Origin of the sequence: Microbacterium terrae (assembly GCF_017831975.1) — a bacterium.
Lineage (GTDB): Bacteria > Actinomycetota > Actinomycetes > Actinomycetales > Microbacteriaceae > Microbacterium > Microbacterium terrae.
Map to the genome: position 1 here is coordinate 1,456,644 of NZ_JAFDSS010000001.1, position 17,247 is coordinate 1,473,890.

Sequence of the window (17,247 nt, forward strand, 5' to 3'; positions counted from 1 at the left end):
ACTAAGCTTTCGGGCATGGAACTCGTCCGGCGCACTGCGGTGACCCTCGTCACCTGCACCGGCACGCGAACGCTCGGCGCCTGAGCGGGCGGGGCGCGGCGCGCGTCCGAAGCTGAGTAGCCTTGATCCGAGCCATCCCCAGGAGAGAGTTCCCGTGACCGACGCCGTCATTCCTCCCGCCGTCCCGTTCCCCGCGGACGGCTTCGCCCTCTATCCCGACCGCTCCGTCGTCGCGCTGCGCGTGAACGGCGAGCTGAAGGATCTCGCCACGATCGTCGTCGAGACCGACACGGTCGAACCGGTGACCATCGACAGCCCCGACGGGCTCAGCATCCTGCGCCACTCCACCGCCCACGTCCTCGCACAGGCGGTGCAGCGCATCAAGCCGCAGGCGAACCTCGGCATCGGACCGCCCATCACCGACGGGTTCTACTACGACTTCGGCGTCGCCGACCCGTTCACCCCCGAAGACGTCAAGGCGATCAAGAAGGAGATGGAGCGGATCGTCCGCGAGGGCCAGCGCTTCGTCCGCCGCGTCGTCACCGACGACGAGGCGCGCGCCGAACTCGTCGACGAGCCGTTCAAGCTCGAGCTCGTCGGCCTCAAGGGCGGCGGTGCCGACAAGACCGAGGGCGCCTCGGTGGAAGTGGGCGCCGGCGAGCTCACCATCTACGACAACGTGAACCGAGACGGTGAGACGGTCTGGAAGGACCTCTGCCGCGGACCCCACGTGCCCGGCACGCGCATGATCGGCAACGGGTGGGATCTCACCCGCATCGCCGGCGCGTACTGGCGCGGCAGCGAGAAGAACCCGCAGCTTCAGCGTATCTACGGCACCGCGTGGCCCACCAAGGACGAGCTGCGCGCCTACCAGCTGCGCCTCGAGGAGGCCGCCAAGCGCGACCACCGCAAGCTCGGCAAAGAGCTCGACCTGTTCTCGTTCCCCGACGAGATCGGCTCGGGCCTGAGTGTCTGGCACCCCAAGGGCGGCATCATCCGTCAGGAGATGGAGCAGCACGCGCTGAAGCGCCACCGCGAGGGCGGGTACACCTACGTCTACACGCCGCACATCACCAAGCGCGACCTGTTCATCAAGTCGAACCACCTCGTCACCTACAAGGAGGGGATGTTCCCCCCGATCCACCTCGACGAGGAGCGCGACGAAGCGGGCGAGATCACCAAGGCCGGGGTGGACTACTACCTCAAGCCGATGAACTGCCCGATGCACATCCTCATCTACAAGGAGCGGGCACGCAGCTACCGCGACCTTCCGATGCGTCTCTACGAGAACGGCACCGTGTACCGGTACGAGCTCTCGGGAGCCCTGCACGGCCTCACCCGCGTGCGCGGCTTCACCCAGGACGACTCGCACCTGTTCGTCACCCCCGACCAGCTCGAGGGCGAGGCCGAGAAGGTGCTCGACTTCGTGCTGACCATGCTCCGCGACTTCGGTCTGACCGAGTTCGAGCTCGAGCTTTCGATGCGCGACGACGAGAAGGAAAAGTGGATCGGCGACGAGGAGCACTGGGCGATGGCCACCGACGCCCTGCGTCGCGTCGCGCAGGCGTCGGGCCTGAAGCTGACCGAGGTCGAGGGTGAAGCCGCCTTCTACGGCCCCAAGATCGATCTCAAGACCAAGGATGCCCTCGGGCGCACCTGGCAGCTCTCGACGGTGCAGATCGACTTCAATCTGCCCGAGAGGTTCGAGCTCGAGTTCACCGGCTCGGACGGCGAGAAGCACCGTCCGGTGATGATCCACCGCGCGCTGTTCGGCTCGGCCGAGCGGTTCTTCGCGATCCTGCTCGAGCACTACGCCGGCGCATTCCCGGTGTGGCTCTCGCCGGTGCAGGTCGTCGCGATCCCCGTGGCCGAGCAGTTCGGCGACTATCTCGACGAGATCGTCGCCCGTCTGCGGGCGGAGGGCGTCCGCGCAGAGGTCGACCACTCCGACGACCGCATGCAGAAGAAGATCCGCACGCACACCACGCAGAAGGTTCCGCTGCAGCTGATCGCCGGCGAGCAGGACCGCGCAGGCGGCACCGTCTCGTTCCGCTTCCGCGACGGAACGCAGACCAACGGCGTGCCCGTCGATGACGCGGTGGCGCTGATCCTCGCCGCGATCGAGGACAAGACGCTCGTCGAGACCGCGGCGGACCTCGCGTGAGCGGGGCGCCGGCGGGGGAGCCGGTGGAGGATGCCGCCGCCCTCGCCGGCGTGCCCGACTCCTTCCAGCGGCTGTGGACCCCGCACCGGATGGCGTACATCCAGGCGGGGCCGCAGGTGCTGCGCGACGAATGCCCGTTCTGCGCGGCACCCCGCAAGTCCGACGCGGACGGACTCATCGTCGCGCGCGGCGAGACCGCCTACGTGCTGCTGAACCTGTTTCCGTACAACTCGGGACACCTGCTGGTGTGCCCCTACCGGCACATCGCGACCTACGATCAGGCGACTCCCGAAGAGGTCGCCGAGATCGGCGAGCTCACCCAGCAGGGCATGCGCGTGCTCCGGCAGGTCTCACGGTGCGACGGCTTCAACCTGGGCATGAACCAGGGCGCCGTCGCCGGCGCGGGCGTCGATGAGCACCTGCATCAGCACATCGTGCCGCGGTGGGCGTCGGACGCGAACTTCTTCCCGATCATCGCGCGCACCAAGGCCCTGCCGCAGCTGCTCGGCGAGGTGCGCGAGGCAGTCAGCGCGGCCTGGCCGGCCCGCTGACGCGCATCGTCCGGGTCGTCGAGCGAGCGCGGCGAGACGAAACGCCTCAGCGCACCTGCTCGACGGCGAACTGCATCCGCGGGTGCGCGTAGGACTCCTGCGCCTCGACCAGCTGCAGCTCACGCTCGCCCGACGCGTGCGTGAGCGACAGGAGATCCCATACGCTCGACGTCGTGCGGGCGAGTGCGTCTGCCGCGTCACCCGATGCCCGATAGTGCGCGGTGAACAGCGCCGCAGTGACGTCGCCCGAGCCGTTCGCCTTCATCGGGATGTGCGGGGTCTGCACGATCCAAGCGCCCTCGTCGGTGACGGCGAGCATCTCGATCGTCCCCTCGGGGCGCTCGGGCCGCTCGACGCTGGTGACGAGCACCGTGCTCGGCCCCATCGCGCGCGCGAGGTCGGCCGAGGCGAGGGTCGACTCGAGGTCGGCGGGCTCCGTCTCGGTGAGGAAGCCGAGCTCGAACTGATTGGGGGTGATGATGTCGGCTGCGGGAACGACACGATCGCGCAGGAGGATCGGGATGGCCGCGGCGACGAAGCATCCGCTCTTCGCATTCCCCATCACCGGGTCGCAGGCGTAGACCGCGGCGGGATTCGCCGCCTTCACCCGGGCGACGGCGTCGAGGATCACCTCGGCGATGCCCTCGCCGCCCTGATAGCCCGACAGGACGACGTCGATCCCCGGGAGCACACCGCGCTCCTCGATGCCGGTGATGACCTCACGGACGTCGTCGGGGGAGATGAGCGGGCCGCGCCAGGCGCCGTAGCCGGTGTGGTTGGAGAAGTTCACCGTGTAGACCGGCAGCACCTCGACCCCGATGCGCTGCAGGGGGAACACGGCCGCGGAGTTTCCGACGTGACCGTAGGCGACGGCGGACTGGATCGAGAGGATCTTCACCGATCGATCATCCCACTTCGGCCATGCGGGTCCGTCCGCCGGCAGCACGCACCGCGGCCGCGATGTCGTCGGCGAGCAGGTCGGCGTCGTCGTCGGACAGATCGTGCACGGTGAGACGCAGCCGGAGCGAGGAGGCGTCTGCCCCGAGCGAGAACTCGTCGCCGCTGCGGGCGAGCCATCCGCGGCGCATCAGCTGCTCCGAGACCGCGCGGGCGGGAACCGGCAGCGCCACCCACAGGTTGAGCCCGTCACCGGGGGAAGCGGGGATCCCGCGGGCGTCGAGGCGCGCCGCGAACGCCGCGTTCTGCCGCGCGTAGTGCTCGCCTGCTCGGCGGATGGCGTCACCGACGCCCGGGTCGGTGACCAGGGCGAGCGCGAGCCGCTGCAGGAGGTGGCTCACCCACGTGGTCCCCGGGGTGAGCCGCATCGCCAGACCGTCGGCGGTCTGGGGGTCGGATGCCGTCACGGCGAGGCACATGTCGGGGCCGAGGAACTTCGAGACGGATCGGATGCGCGCCCAGCGGCGCTGCGCCGGGCCGATGACCGAGTGGAAATGCTGCTGCGACAGCATCGAGAAGTGGTCGTCCTCGATGACGAGGACGTACGGATGCTCGGCGAGCACCGCTCGCAGGTCGTGAGCGCGCCGCGCGCTGAGGCTCGCGCCGGACGGATTCTGGGCTCGCGGGGTGCAGATGACTGCACGCACGCCCTGCGCGAGCGCCGCGCGCAGCCCTTCCACGGTCATGCCCTCGTCGTCGACCGCGACCGGGACGGGCCGGTAGCCGCCCACGCGGATCGTGTGGATGCTCGTGAGGAAGCATGGATCCTCGAGCGCAACGGCGTCGTCGCGGGTGAGCGCCTGGGCGAGGAGCCGCTCGACGGCGTCACCCGCGCCGCTGGTGATCGTGAGCCGCATCCGGGCGGCGTCGAGGTCCTCGAGCATCCACTCCCGCGCCCACTCCTCGAGGGCGGGGTCGATGACGGGCTCGCCGTACAGCACCGGGCGCCCGGTGACGGCGGCCAGCGCCCGTGTCGGATCGGGGATGAGGGTCGGGTCGGGATTCCCCGTCGCAATGTCGCGGAGCACGCTGTCGGCGGCGAAGCCCTCGAGCGCCACGGGGGAGCGGTCGGCGACGAGAGTGCCGCCTCGTCCGCGTGTCACGACCACTCCGGCCTGCGTGAGCTGTCGATAGGCGGCGACGACCGTGTTGCGGTTGACCCCGAGCGTCTCGGCGAGGGCCCGCACCGAGGGCAGCGCGTCGCCGGGTCGCAGCGCACCGCGTTCCACGAGCGAGCGCAGGCTGTCGGCGATCTCCGAGGCCGTGCGTCCGTTGATCTGCAGCGTCATGTCACCGTTCATCGCGTTCCCGAGTCTAGGTCGGGCTCATGCTATCTTTTGGCCTAGGTCAATGCTACGTATTGTCCGATTCTCTTGCGCGGGATCTGCGCGCACTCCCGGAAGGAACCACCGTGACCTCTGCCGACACCGGAACCAGCCGCGTCAAGCGCGGCCTCGCCGAGATGCTCAAGGGCGGCGTCATCATGGACGTCGTCACCGTCGAGCAGGCGAAGATCGCCGAGGACGCCGGCGCCGTCGCCGTCATGGCGCTCGAGCGGGTGCCCGCCGACATCCGCGCCCAGGGCGGCGTCTCGCGCATGAGCGACCCCGACATGATCGACGGGATCATCGAGGCCGTCTCGATCCCCGTCATGGCGAAGGCCCGCATCGGCCACTTCGTCGAGGCGCAGGTGCTGCAGCAGCTCGGCGTCGACTACATCGACGAGTCCGAGGTGCTCTCGCCGGCCGACTACGTCAACCACATCGACAAGTGGAACTTCACCGTCCCCTTCGTGTGCGGCGCCACCAACCTCGGCGAGGCGCTGCGTCGCATCAACGAGGGCGCGGCGATGATCCGCTCGAAGGGCGAGGCGGGCACCGGCGACGTGTCGGAGGCCACGAAGCACATCCGCAAGATCACGAGCGAGATCAACGTGCTGCGCTCGATGACCAAGGACGAGCTCTACGTCGCGGCGAAGGAGCTGCAGGCTCCCTACGACCTCGTCGCCGAGGTCGCCGAGACCGGCAAACTCCCGGTCGTGCTCTTCGTGGCGGGCGGCGTCGCGACGCCCGCCGACGCGGCCATGATGATGCAGATGGGCGCCGACGGCGTCTTCGTCGGCTCGGGCATCTTCAAGTCGGGCAACCCCGCCCAGCGCGCCGCCGCGATCGTCAAGGCCACGACGTTCTACGACGACGCCGCCGTCATCGCCGATGTGTCGCGCGGCCTCGGCGAGGCCATGGTCGGCATCAACGTGAGCGATCTGCCGGCACCGCACCGCCTCGCCGAGCGCGGCTGGTAATCCGTGACCGCACGTCCTCGCGTCGGCGTGCTCGCCCTGCAGGGCGATGTGCGCGAGCATGCCCGGGTGCTCTCCGGTCTCGGCGCGGACGTCGCCCTCGTACGGCGTCCCGCCGAACTGGCGGCCGTCGACGGGCTCGTCATCCCGGGCGGCGAGTCGAGCGTCATCGACAAGCTCGCACGGACCTTCGGGATGCAGCATCCGATCCGCGAAGCGATCGCCGACGGGATGCCCGTCTACGGCACCTGCGCCGGCCTGATCCTCCTCGCCGACCGCATCACGGACGGGATCTCCGGACAGGAGACGTTCGGCGGCCTCGACGTGCGCGTGCGGCGGAACGCATTCGGCAGCCAGGTCGACTCGTTCGAGGTCGACCTGGCCGTCCCCGCTCTCGGCGAGCCCGACGTGCACGCCGTGTTCATCCGCGCACCGCTCGTCGAAGAGGTGGGGCCTGCCGTCGACGTGCTCGCACAGCTCGACGACGAACGCATCGTCGCGGTGCGACAGGGGAACCTTCTCGGCACCGCGTTCCACCCGGAGGTCACCGGCGAGCACCGCTTCCACGGTCTGTTCCTCGACCTCGTGCGCGGCCTCTGACGTCCCGCGGCGTGCGGCGTCCCCGGCGTCATTAGAATCGTCACCATGTCCGGACACTCCAAGTGGGCCACGACGAAGCACAAGAAGGCCGTCATCGACTCTCGCCGTGCCAAATCGTGGGCCAAGCTCATCAAGAACATCGAAGTGGCTGCGAAGCTCGGCGGCCCCGATCTCCAGGGCAACCCGACGCTGTTCGACGCGGTCCTGAAGGCCAAGAAGACGTCGGTCCCCAAAGACAACATCGACCGTGCGATCAAGCGCGGTGCGGGAATCGGCGGCGAGTCGGTCGAGTACACGTCGATCATGTACGAGGGCTACGGCCCCAACGGCGTCGCGCTCATGATCGAGTGTCTGACCGACAACAAGAACCGCGCCGCCGCAGAGGTGCGCACCGCGCTCTCGCGCAACGGCGGAACCCTCGCCGACCCGGGCAGCGTCGCCTACAACTTCACCCGCAAGGGCGTGATCGTGGTCTCGAGCGAGAGCGCCACCGAGGACGACCTGATGCTCGCGGTGCTCGAGGCAGGCGCCGAAGAGGTCGAGCCGCACGCGCAGGGCTTCGAGGTCGTCACCGAAGCGACCGACCTGGTGAGCGTGCGCACCGCGCTGCAGGAGGCCGAGATCGAGTACGAGTCTGCCGACGTCGAGTTCGTGCCGAACCTCAAGGTCGAGATCGACGCCGACACCGCGCGCAAGATCTTCCGCCTCATCGACGCCCTCGAAGACAGCGACGACGTGCAGAACGTCTTCAGCAACTTCGACCTCTCACCCGAGGTGCAGGCGGAGCTCGAGGAAGACGAGTAGACCGACTCGTGAGTCCGCCGTGCGGGGCGCGCCTGATGAGGGCGCGCCCCGCACGCGTCTAGCGTGGGGGAGTGGCATCCCGTTCCCCGTTGCGCGTGCTCGGCGTCGACCCCGGCCTCACCCGGTGCGGTGTGGGAGTCGTCGACGTCGCACCCGACCGATCGGCGAAGCTGGTGCACGTGGGCGTGGTCCGCTCCGACCCGTCCTGGCCGATCGCCGAGCGGCTCGCCGCGATCGCCGCGGGCCTCCGCGAGGTCTTCGACGCCCATTCGCCCGACGTCGTCGCGGTCGAGCGCGTGTTCGCGCAGCAGAACCGCACCTCGGTGATGGGTACCGCGCAGGCGAGCGGCATCGCACTGCTGATCGCGGGGGAGCGCGGCATCCCCGCAGCCACGCACACCCCGTCGGAGGTGAAGGCCGCGGTCACCGGGTACGGCGCCGCCGACAAGATCCAGGTACAGACGATGGTCGCGCGGGTGCTGCGCCTCGATGCGCTGCCCAAGCCCGCCGACGCCGCGGACGCGCTGGCCCTCGCACTGTGTCACGCCTGGCGAGGCGGGAGCTCGGCGGGAGCCGCGGCGTCCGCACCGCTCACGCCGGCGCAGCAGGCCTGGGCCGACGCCGAGAGGCTCGCTCGCCGATGACGCCCGGGCGGCAGCGCGTGTCGCTCGAACAAATGTCCGAAGCCGCCTCTAGGCTCTCAGCATGATCTCGTCGCTCCGCGGCCGTGTGCTGCACCTCGAACCCGATGTCGTCATCGTCGACGTCGGTGGCGTCGGCTTCTCGGTCGCCGTCACGCCGCAGCTGTCGCGCACGTTCCACGTCGGCGACGACATCGTCCTGCACACGAACCTCGTCGTGCGCGAAGACGCACTGTCGCTGTTCGGCTTCGCCGAGCGCGACCAGCTTCTCGTCTTCCTCCAGCTGATCAGCGTGTCGGGCGTCGGCCCCAAGTCGGCACTGGGAGTACTCGCGACGCTGACCGTCGACCAGATCGCGCAGGCCGTCGCCGATGACGACGACGCCCCGTTCCGTCGGGTGTCGGGCATCGGCCCGAAGACTGCGAAGCTCATCGTCGTGCAGCTCGCCGGCAAGCTCCAGGTGACGACTGCCGCGGCCGGTGCCGCCCCCGGCGCGCCCGCCGCTGCGGCCGTCGTCGGTCAGGTCGTGGCGGCGCTCGTCGGGCTCGGCTGGAGCGAGCGCGTAGCCGCCGAGGCCGCAGCGCCCGTGGTCGACGCCGCGACCGATGCGCAGCGCGGCGACGTGTCGGCGCTGCTGCGCCTCACCCTCGCCACGCTCGGACCGGCCCGCAAGGAGCCCGCCGGTGGATGAGCCCCGCGATCCCGCCCAGGCGCAGGACGAGATCGAGCTCGCCGTCGAAGGCGCGCTGCGGCCTGCGTCGCTCGCGGAGTTCGTCGGGCAGCACAAGGTGCGCGCGCAGATGCAGCTGCTGCTCGAGGCCGCTGCCATGCAGGATCGCCCCGCCGACCACATCCTGCTCTCCGGGCCTCCCGGGCTCGGCAAGACGACCCTCGCGATGATCGTCGCCCACGAGAGCGGGAGGCCCCTGCGCCTGTCGTCGGGGCCGGCGATCCAGCACGCCGGAGACCTGGCGGCGCTGCTGTCGAGCCTCACGCCGGGCGAGGTGCTGTTCATCGACGAGATCCACCGCATGGCGCGTTCCGCGGAAGAGATGCTGTATCTCGCGATGGAGGACTTCCGCATCGACATCATGGTCGGGAAGGGAGCCGGGGCCACCAGCATCCCGCTCGATCTCGCACCGTTCACCCTCGTCGGCGCGACGACGCGCGCCGGCCTGCTGCCCAATCCGCTGCGCGACCGGTTCGGGTTCACCGCGCACCTGGAGTACTACGAGCCCGACGAGCTCGAGAAGGTCGTCGAGCGTTCGGCCACGATGCTCGGCGTCGGTGTGCCCGCACACGCACGCGCCGAGATCGCGCGCCGCTCGCGCGGCACACCCCGCATCGCGAACCGTCTGCTGCGCCGGGTGCGTGACTACGCACTCGTGCACGGGGGTGCGGATCGCGCCTCCACCGGGCCCCGCGGCGGTCCCACCGCGACGCAGGCCGATGTGAACGCGGCTCTCGAGCTGTACGACGTCGACCGGATCGGTCTCGACCGCCTCGACCGGGCAGTGCTCGACGCCCTGGTGCACCGATTCCGCGGCGGACCGGTGGGGCTCAGCACGCTCGCCGTCTCGGTCGGCGAAGAGGGCGAGACGATCGAATCGGTCGTCGAGCCGTACCTCGTGAGGATCGGATTCATGGGCCGGACCCCCCGCGGCCGTATCGCCACCCCCGATGCGTACGCGCACCTGGGCGCCCGGCACCCGGAGTCGGTGCTGGGACTGCATGACCTATAATCGCTGGAGGCTTCAGCCCACCCCCCTCCTCCAAGGCACCGCCGCCACGGCGCGCGCCTGACCCGAAAGGTGCCTCCAGCACATGGACTTCGCCACGTTCTTCCAGCAGTACGGTCTCATCCTCCTGCTGGTCGCCCTCCTGATCTTCATGTTCTGGAGCTCGCGTCGTCGCATGCAGAAGCAGAAGGTCGAGCAGGAGGAGCGCGCACGCCAGACCGTTCCCGGCGCCGAAGTGCTGCTGCAGGGCGGCCTGTACGGCACGATCGTCGCCTACGACCCCGAGAACCTCGACCAGCCCGCGGTCGTCGAGATCGCCCCGGGCGTCGACATCAAGGTGCACAGCCAGGCCATCCTCCGCGTGGTCACGCCCACGGCCGCCGTCGAAGCCGAGCCCGCGCTCGACGGCTCGCACGACGACCTGCCCGCTGAGGAGCCCGTCGCCGCATCGGCCGACGACGCGGTCGTCGCTGACGCCCCGGCCACTGACGCCGACGGCGACAGCGAGACCGGCACCAAGCCCCAGGCCTGACTTCCCGCCCGTTCGGGCCCCCTCAGAAAGCTGATTCCGTGGCGACATCCACCCCCGTCCGGCATGCGTGGCGCGCGCTCACCGGTCTGATCACGATCACCGCCGTGCTGTTCGGCATCAACGCGCTCGGCGTGTACGTGTTCCAGCAGAGCTCGTGGGTTCCCGAGCTCGCGCTCGACCTGCAGGGCGGGACGCAGATCGTCCTCGAGGCGCAGACCGAGGAAGGCGCGCAGCCGACCGAGGAGCAGATGGCCCAGGCCGTCACGATCATCCGTCAGCGCGTCGACGCCTCGGGCGTCGGCGAGGCCGAGGTGACCACGCAGTCGGGCAACCAGATCGTGGTCTCGATCCCCGGTGAGGCCGACGAGGAGACCCGTCAGCGCATCGAGGCGTCGGCGCAGCTCCAGCTGCGTCCGGTGCTGTACACGGGCGCGCCCGTGACCTCGTACGTCGGCGACGACGGAGCGGAGACCCCGTTCCCGACGCCCGACCCGACGCTCGAGGCCACGCCCACCGCGGAGCCGACCGACGCCAGCGACCTGGCGTGGATCACCCCGGCGCTCCAGGCCGAGTTCCTCGCCTACGACTGCGACGCGCCGTCGAACGACCCCGCCACCGAGCCTGCCGACCAGCCGCTCATCACGTGCGAGGCCGATGGTTCGGCGAAGTACATCCTCGGTCCGGTGGAGCTCGACGGCTCGTCGATCGACGACGCGACCTTCGGCCTGCAGCAGAGCAACGGCCAGTGGGCGGTCAACCTCAGCTTCGACGACGAGGGAACCACCATCTTCGGTGAGATCAGCCAGCGCCTCTACGGCGCCACCTCGCCGCAGAACCAGTTCGCGTTCGTGCTCGACGGCTACGTGATCTCGGCTCCCTCGATGAACGCGGTCATCCTGACCGGCGACCCCAGCATCACGGGAAGCTTCACCCAGGAGACCGCCAAGGTCCTCGCCGACCAGCTCAAGTACGGCGCCCTGCCGCTGAGCTTCACCGTCGAGAGCTCCAACTCGATCTCGGCGACGCTCGGCTCGCAGCAGCTGCAGATCGGCCTCATCGCGGGCCTCATCGGTCTCGCGCTCGTCGCGATCTACTCGCTCATCGTGTACCGGGCACTCGGCTTCATCATCATCGCGTCGCTCGCGGTGATGGCGGTGCTGACCTACATCACGCTCTGCATCCTCGGCTGGCGCATGGGCTTCCGCCTGTCGCTCGCCGGTGTCGCGGGCCTCATCGTCACGATCGGCTTCACTGCGGACTCGTTCATCGTGTACTTCGAACGCATCCGCGACGAGCTCCGCGACGGCAAGACCATCACCGGTGCAGTCGAGGACGGCTGGTCGCGCGCGAAGCGCACGATCTACATCTCGAAGTCGATCAACATCCTCGCGGCGATCGTGCTGTACATCCTCGCCGACTCCACGGTGAAGGGCTTCGCATTCACGCTCGGCCTCACGACGGCGATCGACGTGCTCATCTTCATCCTGTTCACCCACCCGGTGCTGCAGCTGCTCGCGCGCACGAGGTTCTTCGGGTCGGGGCATCCGCTGTCCGGACTCGACCCTGCAGCTCTCGGCGCCGTCTACCGCGGCCGCGCGCAGTTCCGCGCCCCGGCAGCCGCGGTGTCGGCCGGCGCTGCGCGCCGTCAGGCGAAGTCGCGAGGCGAGGCAGCCAGGCGCCAGACCATCGCCGAGCGCAAGCAGGCGGAACTCGCCGCGTCGGGGGCCGATGCGGGCAGACCGGGCACGAACACCCAGGAGGGTGACGACTGATGCGCTCCATGAGCCAGTTCGGCAACGACCTCTACACCGGCAAGACGTCGATCCCGTTCATCGGACGACGGAAGCTGTGGTTCCTCATCGCCGCGATCCTCGTGATCGGGTCGGCGCTCGTGCCGGTCTTCCGCCCGATGCAGTTCTCGATCGAGTTCACGGGCGGGTCGCAGTTCACCGTCAGCGGCGTCGCGACGCCGGTCGACCAGGCACCGGCCACCGAGGCGGTGCAGTCCGTCGTGCCCGACGCCGTGACGAAGGTCGTCACCGTCGGCGAAGACACCGTCCGCGTGCAGACCGACCAGATGACCGACGCCGAGAGCCGTGAGGTCTCGGCCGCCCTCGCCGAGGCCTACGATGTGCCCCCGTCGGAGGTGAGCTACTCGTTCATCGGCCCCAGCTGGGGAGCGGACGTCACGCGCACCTCGCTGTGGGGCCTCGCGATCTTCCTCGCGCTGACCTTCCTCATCCTCGCGCTGTACTTCCGCACCTGGAAGATGTCGGTCTCGGCCATCATCGGCCTCGTCGACGTGCTCGTCATCACGATCGGCGTCTACGCGCTGTTCGGCTTCGAGATCTCGCCCGCGGCGGTCATCGGCTTCCTGACGATCCTCTCGTACGCCCTGTACGACACGACGGTCGTGTTCGACAAGATCAGAGAGAACACCAGCGAGGACGGCGAGGTGTCGGGTCGCACGTTCGGCGAATCCGTCAACCTCGGCGTCAACCAGACGCTGGTGCGCTCGATCAACACGACCGTCGTCGCGGTCCTCCCGACGGGGGCGATCCTCTTCATCGGCCTGGTGTGGGTGGGCGCGCAGACGCTCACCGACCTGTCGCTGTCGATCTTCGTCGGAACGATCGTCGCGGCGTACTCGACGATCTTCGTGGCTGCGCCGCTGTACTCGCTCTTCCGCGAGAACGAGGCGCCGATCAAGGCGCGTGACGAGCGGCTGCTCGCCGCCCGCGCCCTCGCTGTCACGCCGGTCTGACCGGGTGACGCGCGGGCGTAGGATGAGGACGTCCGGCGGAGGGGAGCTCATTTCGTGACCGAGACCGTTCCCCCCGCCCAGTCCTCGTCGCTGCGCCGCCTGGTTCCCCGCATCTTCTCGCGGTCGGCGCGACGTGACGACGTCGAGCAGCTGCTGCGCACGGTCCGGACCCACCACCCCAAGGGCGACCTCTCGATCGTCGAGCGCGCCTACCAGGTCGCCGAGAAGGCGCACTCCGGGCAAGCCCGGCAGAGCGGCGAGCCGTACATCACCCACCCGCTGGCCGTCGCGCAGATCCTCGCGGATCTGGGGCTCGGCCCTCGGGCGATCGCCGCGGCACTGCTCCACGACACCGTCGAAGACACCGGGTACGAGCTCGACGCCCTGGCGGCGGAGTTCGGCGACGAGGTCGCCATGCTCGTCGACGGCGTCACCAAGCTCGACAAGGTCAAGTACGGCGACAGCGCGCAAGCCGAGACCGTCCGCAAGATGATCGTCGCGATGTCGAGAGACATCCGCGTGCTCCTGATCAAGCTCGCCGACCGCCTCCACAACGCGCGCACCTGGGGCTTCGTCCCGCCCGAGAAGGCGCGCAAGAAGGCTACCGAGACGCTCGAGATCTATGCGCCGCTCGCGCACCGCCTCGGCATCCAGACCATCAAGTCGGAGCTCGAGGACCTCTCCTTCGCCGTTCTGCACCCGAAGCTCTACGCCGAGATCGACAGCCTCGTCAAGCAGCGCACCCCGCAGCGCGAGCAGTACGTGCAGAACGTGATCGACTCGGTCGACCAGGACCTCCGCGAGCTGCGCATCCGCGGCCGGGTGATGGGCCGCCCCAAGCAGCTGTACTCCGTGTACCAGAAGATGGTCGTGCGCGGTCGCGAGTTCGACGACATCTACGACCTCATCGGCATCCGCATCCTGGTCGGAAGCGTCCGCGACTGCTACGCCGTGCTCGGCGCGATCCACGCGCGGTGGACGCCGCTGCCCGGGCGGTTCAAGGACTACATCGCGACCCCCAAGTTCAACCTGTACCAGTCGCTGCACACGACGGTGATCGGCCCCGGCGGGCGCACCGTCGAGATCCAGATCCGCACGCACGAGATGCACCAGCAGGCCGAGTACGGCGTCGCCGCGCACTGGAAGTACAAAGAGCGGATGAACGGCGCCAAGCCCGACGCCAAGTCGCTCGACACCGACATGGCGTGGCTCGCGCACATCTCGGACTGGCAGGCCGAGACCGCCGATCCCGGCGAGTTCCTCGATTCGCTGCGGTTCGAGATCGGTGCCAAAGAGGTCTACGTCTTCACCCCGAAGGGGCGCGTCGTCGGCCTCCCGTCGGGTGCGACCCCGGTCGACTTCGCGTATGCGGTGCACACCGAGATCGGCCACCGCACCATGGGTGCGAAGGTGAACGGGCGCCTGGTGCCCCTCGAGTCGAGCCTGAAGAGCGGCGACGTCGTCGAGGTCTTCACCTCCAAGAACCCCGACGCCGGCCCCAGCCAGGACTGGCTCGGGTTCGTCAAGAGCACGCGCGCGCGCAACAAGATCCGCGGGTGGTTCACCAAGGAGCGCCGCGAAGAGGCGATCGAGCAGGGCAAGGAGTCGATCGCGCGCGCGATGCGTCGCCAGAACCTGCCGCTGCAGCGCCTGATGAGCCAGGACTCGTTCAGCGAGGTCGCCCACCAGCTGCGGTACGAAGACGTCTCGGCGCTCTACGCCGCCGTCGGCGAGGGACACGTCTCGACGCAGTCGGTGATCGAGAAGGTCACCGCGCTCGTCGGCGCGAACGACACCACGACGGGCCCGATCGACATCCCTGTGGTGGGTCGGTCGCGCCAGCCGCGCAACGGCGACTCGGGTGTGCTCGTGCGAGGCGCCCCCGACATCCTCGTCAAGCTCGCGAAGTGCTGCACCCCGGTGCCGGGCGACGAGGTCGTCGGCTTCGTGACCCGCGGCAGCGGCGTTTCGGTGCACCGCGCCGACTGCACGAACGTGAAGTCGCTGATGCAGGATCCCGAGCGCCTCATCGAGGTGGAGTGGGCGCCGACCACGAAGAGCGTCTTCCTGGTGCAGATCCAGGTCGAGGCGCTCGACCGCTCCGGCCTGCTGAGCGACGTCACGCGGGTGCTCAGCGAGCACCACGTGAACATCCTGTCTGCGACGGTGTCGACGAGCAACGACCGGCTCGCGCTCAGCCGCTTCGTGTTCGAGATGGGCGACATCGTCCACCTCGACCGGGTGCTCAACGCCGTGCGTCGCATCGACGCCGTCTATGACGTGTACCGCGTCACGTCGTCCTGAGTCCGGCCCCGAGCGTCGTCAGCACCGCGATCGCGGAGCGCTTGTGGGGGAGCGCGCCACGGTGCAGCCCCACGATGGCCGCGTCGACGACATCGGGTCCCGCGTGCTCGGCCATCAGGCCGACGACGCGGCGGTGCTCGGCGTCGGGAACGCGGGCGAGATCGGCGAGGGTGCGTGAGGCGGTGGTGACGAGGACGCCGCCGCGGCGTTCGACGTCGGTCGCCGCGAGCGCGACGTCGCGATAGACGACGCGACGCGTCGGCACGTGATGGATGCGGCGCGCCACCGCCCGCTGCAGCGTATGACGCGCGGGTGGATCCGGCAGGGCGCCGTGGATCCACGCAGCCGACAGATGGGTCGCCGCCAGGATGCCCCGGGTCAGTTCGCCGAGCGAGCCGGCGCGGATGGCAGCGGTCTCGACCGCATCCGCGGGCATGTACGCGTCGCCGACCTCGACGACGTCGCCGTCGAGGCGCGCCGCGCACAGCTCGGCCTGCGAGAGCCGATCACCGCTGAAGTAGACGAACGGGGATCCCATACGGGAATCGTGCCCGATCCCCGTACCACGGTCCGAAGACCTGTGGACAACCGATCAGCCGCCGAGCGCCGTGAGCCAGGCGCGACGCGCGTCGAGCGCCTCCTGAGCGCGGGCGACGGCCTTCGCATCGCCGGACTTCTTCGCCGCAGCGACCTCGTCCTCGAGCTTGCCGATCGCATCGGTGAGCTGTCGCGTCATGTCGTTGGCGCGTGCCTTGGTCTCGGGGTCGTTCTGCTTCCAGTCCGTCTCCTCGCGACTGCGCAGGGAGTTCTCCACCCGGCGCAGGTCGTCGTCGAGGGAGCGCTCCGCGTCACGCGGGAAGATGCGTCCGATCTCGTCCCACTGGCGCTGGATGCTCGTGAGCAGCGCGCGCGCCTTGGCGAGGTCGCGCTCGTCGGCGACGGCCTTCGCCTGGACGAGAAGCTCCTTCTTCAGCACGATCTTCTCACGCGACGCCTCGGCCTCGGCGCTCTCGCGATCACCCCGGGCGGAGTACAGCACGTCGCCGGCTGCCTTGAACCGCGCCCACATGGCGTCGTCGGCCTTCTTGCCCGCGCGGCCGGCACTCTTCCACTGGTCGAGCAGTTCGCGGTACGCGGGGATGCCGTCCTCGCCCTGGGTCGCCAGCGACTCGGCCTTCTCGACCAGACGCGTCTTGCGATCGCGGACGGCCTTGTGCGCCTCGTCGAGCTCGGCGTAGAACTCGCGCCGGTGCTTGTCGACCACGGCGCGCGCGTCGCGGAATCGCTTCCACAGCGCCTGGGCCGTCGACTTCGGAAGCCGGGGACCCGACTGCTGCTGCGACTGCCAGCGGTCGAAGAGCGCGGTCATCTCGGCCGACGCCTGCTTCCACTGCACGGTGCGCGGATCGCGTGCGGCGAGGGCCTCTGCCTGCTCGACGATCTGCGTGCGCTCACGCACGGCATCGTCGACGGCCTCCTTCGCGGCGGCGGTCTCGGTCTCGGTCTCGGTCTCGAGCGTGGCGGTCAGCGCGGTGACGCGGGCCACCAGGCCGGCGAGATCGCCGACGGCGGCGGCGCCGTCGAGCTTGCCGCTGACCGTGCGTGCGGCGGCACGGAGGTCTGCGGCCGAAGCACCGCCGCGGCGGTGACGCACCTCGAGCAGTCCGACCTCGCCGGCGAGGTCGGCGAACTTGCGCTCGAAGTAGGCGAGAGCCTCGTCGGTCGAGCCGTCGGGGTACTGGCCGACGACGCGCCAGGCGTCGCCTTCGCGCACCGAGACGGTGCCGTCGTCATCGACACGACCCCAGGGCTCGGCGGCGGTCTGGTCGGGAGTGGGGGCTGCTTCAGCAGTCACGGGATGCACCTCATCACGGCTCACGCCGTCTGCGGGA

At 69.6% G+C, this 17,247-nt stretch carries 16 protein-coding genes; 12 read left to right on the forward strand and 4 right to left on the reverse strand.

Annotated features, from left to right (window positions below; all coding sequences use genetic code 11):
* Window positions 1–154 precede the first annotated feature (154 nt).
* Window positions 155–2,164 carry a threonine--tRNA ligase gene (gene thrS, locus JOD63_RS06750; RefSeq protein ID WP_045276855.1) on the forward strand — a complete coding sequence of 670 codons (2,010 nt, stop codon included), beginning with the start codon at window positions 155–157 and terminating at the stop codon, window positions 2,162–2,164.
* Window positions 2,161–2,715 (forward strand): HIT family protein, encoded by a 555-nt coding sequence (locus tag JOD63_RS06755; RefSeq protein WP_084613715.1) that lies wholly within the window; start codon window positions 2,161–2,163, stop codon window positions 2,713–2,715. Before thrS ends, JOD63_RS06755 begins: the two co-directional genes overlap by 4 nt.
* Window positions 2,716–2,761: 46 nt before the next feature.
* Here the strand turns inward: JOD63_RS06755 and pdxY are convergent, their stop codons facing one another.
* Window positions 2,762–3,613, reverse strand: a complete 852-nt coding sequence (gene pdxY, locus JOD63_RS06760; protein WP_045277044.1) for a pyridoxal kinase PdxY — start codon at window positions 3,611–3,613, stop codon at window positions 2,762–2,764.
* Between the two features lie 7 nt (window positions 3,614–3,620).
* Window positions 3,621–4,973: an aminotransferase class I/II-fold pyridoxal phosphate-dependent enzyme gene (locus JOD63_RS06765; RefSeq protein ID WP_045276857.1), complete on the reverse strand. Its 1,353-nt coding sequence runs from the start codon at window positions 4,971–4,973 to the stop codon at window positions 3,621–3,623.
* A 110-nt stretch (window positions 4,974–5,083) separates the two neighbouring features.
* On the opposite strand from JOD63_RS06765, the gene pdxS reads away from it, so the two are divergent.
* The 10 genes from pdxS (at window position 5,084) to JOD63_RS06815 (ending at window position 15,355) form a co-directional block, all read left to right on the forward strand.
* Window positions 5,084–5,974, forward strand: a complete 891-nt coding sequence (gene pdxS, locus JOD63_RS06770) for a pyridoxal 5'-phosphate synthase lyase subunit PdxS (protein ID WP_045276858.1) — start codon at window positions 5,084–5,086, stop codon at window positions 5,972–5,974.
* 3 nt (window positions 5,975–5,977) lie between these two features.
* Entirely contained in the window at window positions 5,978–6,571 is a 594-nt protein-coding gene (gene pdxT, locus JOD63_RS06775; protein ID WP_045276859.1) for a pyridoxal 5'-phosphate synthase glutaminase subunit PdxT, read from the forward strand.
* 45 nt (window positions 6,572–6,616) lie between these two features.
* Window positions 6,617–7,375, forward strand: coding sequence for a YebC/PmpR family DNA-binding transcriptional regulator (locus tag JOD63_RS06780; protein WP_045276860.1), 759 nt, complete (start codon window positions 6,617–6,619; stop codon window positions 7,373–7,375).
* Between the two features lie 71 nt (window positions 7,376–7,446).
* Window positions 7,447–8,019: a crossover junction endodeoxyribonuclease RuvC gene (gene ruvC, locus JOD63_RS06785; RefSeq protein WP_045276861.1), complete on the forward strand. Its 573-nt coding sequence runs from the start codon at window positions 7,447–7,449 to the stop codon at window positions 8,017–8,019.
* A gap of 61 nt (window positions 8,020–8,080) precedes the next feature.
* On the forward strand, window positions 8,081–8,707 hold the full coding sequence (gene ruvA / locus JOD63_RS06790; RefSeq protein ID WP_045276862.1) for a Holliday junction branch migration protein RuvA: 627 nt from the start codon (window positions 8,081–8,083) through the stop codon (window positions 8,705–8,707).
* Window positions 8,700–9,758 (forward strand): Holliday junction branch migration DNA helicase RuvB, encoded by a 1,059-nt coding sequence (ruvB, locus tag JOD63_RS06795; protein ID WP_045276863.1) that lies wholly within the window; start codon window positions 8,700–8,702, stop codon window positions 9,756–9,758. Before ruvA ends, ruvB begins: the two co-directional genes overlap by 8 nt.
* 82 nt (window positions 9,759–9,840) lie before the next feature.
* Window positions 9,841–10,287, forward strand: a complete 447-nt coding sequence (locus JOD63_RS06800; protein ID WP_045276864.1) for a preprotein translocase subunit YajC — start codon at window positions 9,841–9,843, stop codon at window positions 10,285–10,287.
* A gap of 38 nt (window positions 10,288–10,325) precedes the next feature.
* Window positions 10,326–12,059, forward strand: a complete 1,734-nt coding sequence (secD, locus tag JOD63_RS06805) for a protein translocase subunit SecD (RefSeq protein ID WP_045276865.1) — start codon at window positions 10,326–10,328, stop codon at window positions 12,057–12,059.
* Window positions 12,059–13,051: a protein translocase subunit SecF gene (gene secF / locus JOD63_RS06810; protein ID WP_045276866.1), complete on the forward strand. Its 993-nt coding sequence runs from the start codon at window positions 12,059–12,061 to the stop codon at window positions 13,049–13,051. The genes secD and secF overlap by 1 nt, the downstream gene beginning before the upstream one ends.
* A gap of 54 nt (window positions 13,052–13,105) precedes the next feature.
* A complete protein-coding gene (locus JOD63_RS06815) occupies window positions 13,106–15,355 on the forward strand; it encodes a RelA/SpoT family protein (RefSeq protein ID WP_045276867.1) in 2,250 nt (749 codons plus the stop codon).
* On the opposite strand, the gene JOD63_RS06820 is transcribed toward JOD63_RS06815, so the two are convergent.
* On the reverse strand, window positions 15,342–15,893 hold the full coding sequence (locus JOD63_RS06820) for a hypothetical protein (RefSeq protein ID WP_157004049.1): 552 nt from the start codon (window positions 15,891–15,893) through the stop codon (window positions 15,342–15,344). The two genes, JOD63_RS06815 and JOD63_RS06820, sit on opposite strands and share 14 nt — an antisense overlap.
* A 54-nt stretch (window positions 15,894–15,947) precedes the next feature.
* On the reverse strand, window positions 15,948–17,210 hold the full coding sequence (locus tag JOD63_RS06825; RefSeq protein WP_045277045.1) for a DUF349 domain-containing protein: 1,263 nt from the start codon (window positions 17,208–17,210) through the stop codon (window positions 15,948–15,950).
* Window positions 17,211–17,247: the final 37 nt, after the last annotated feature.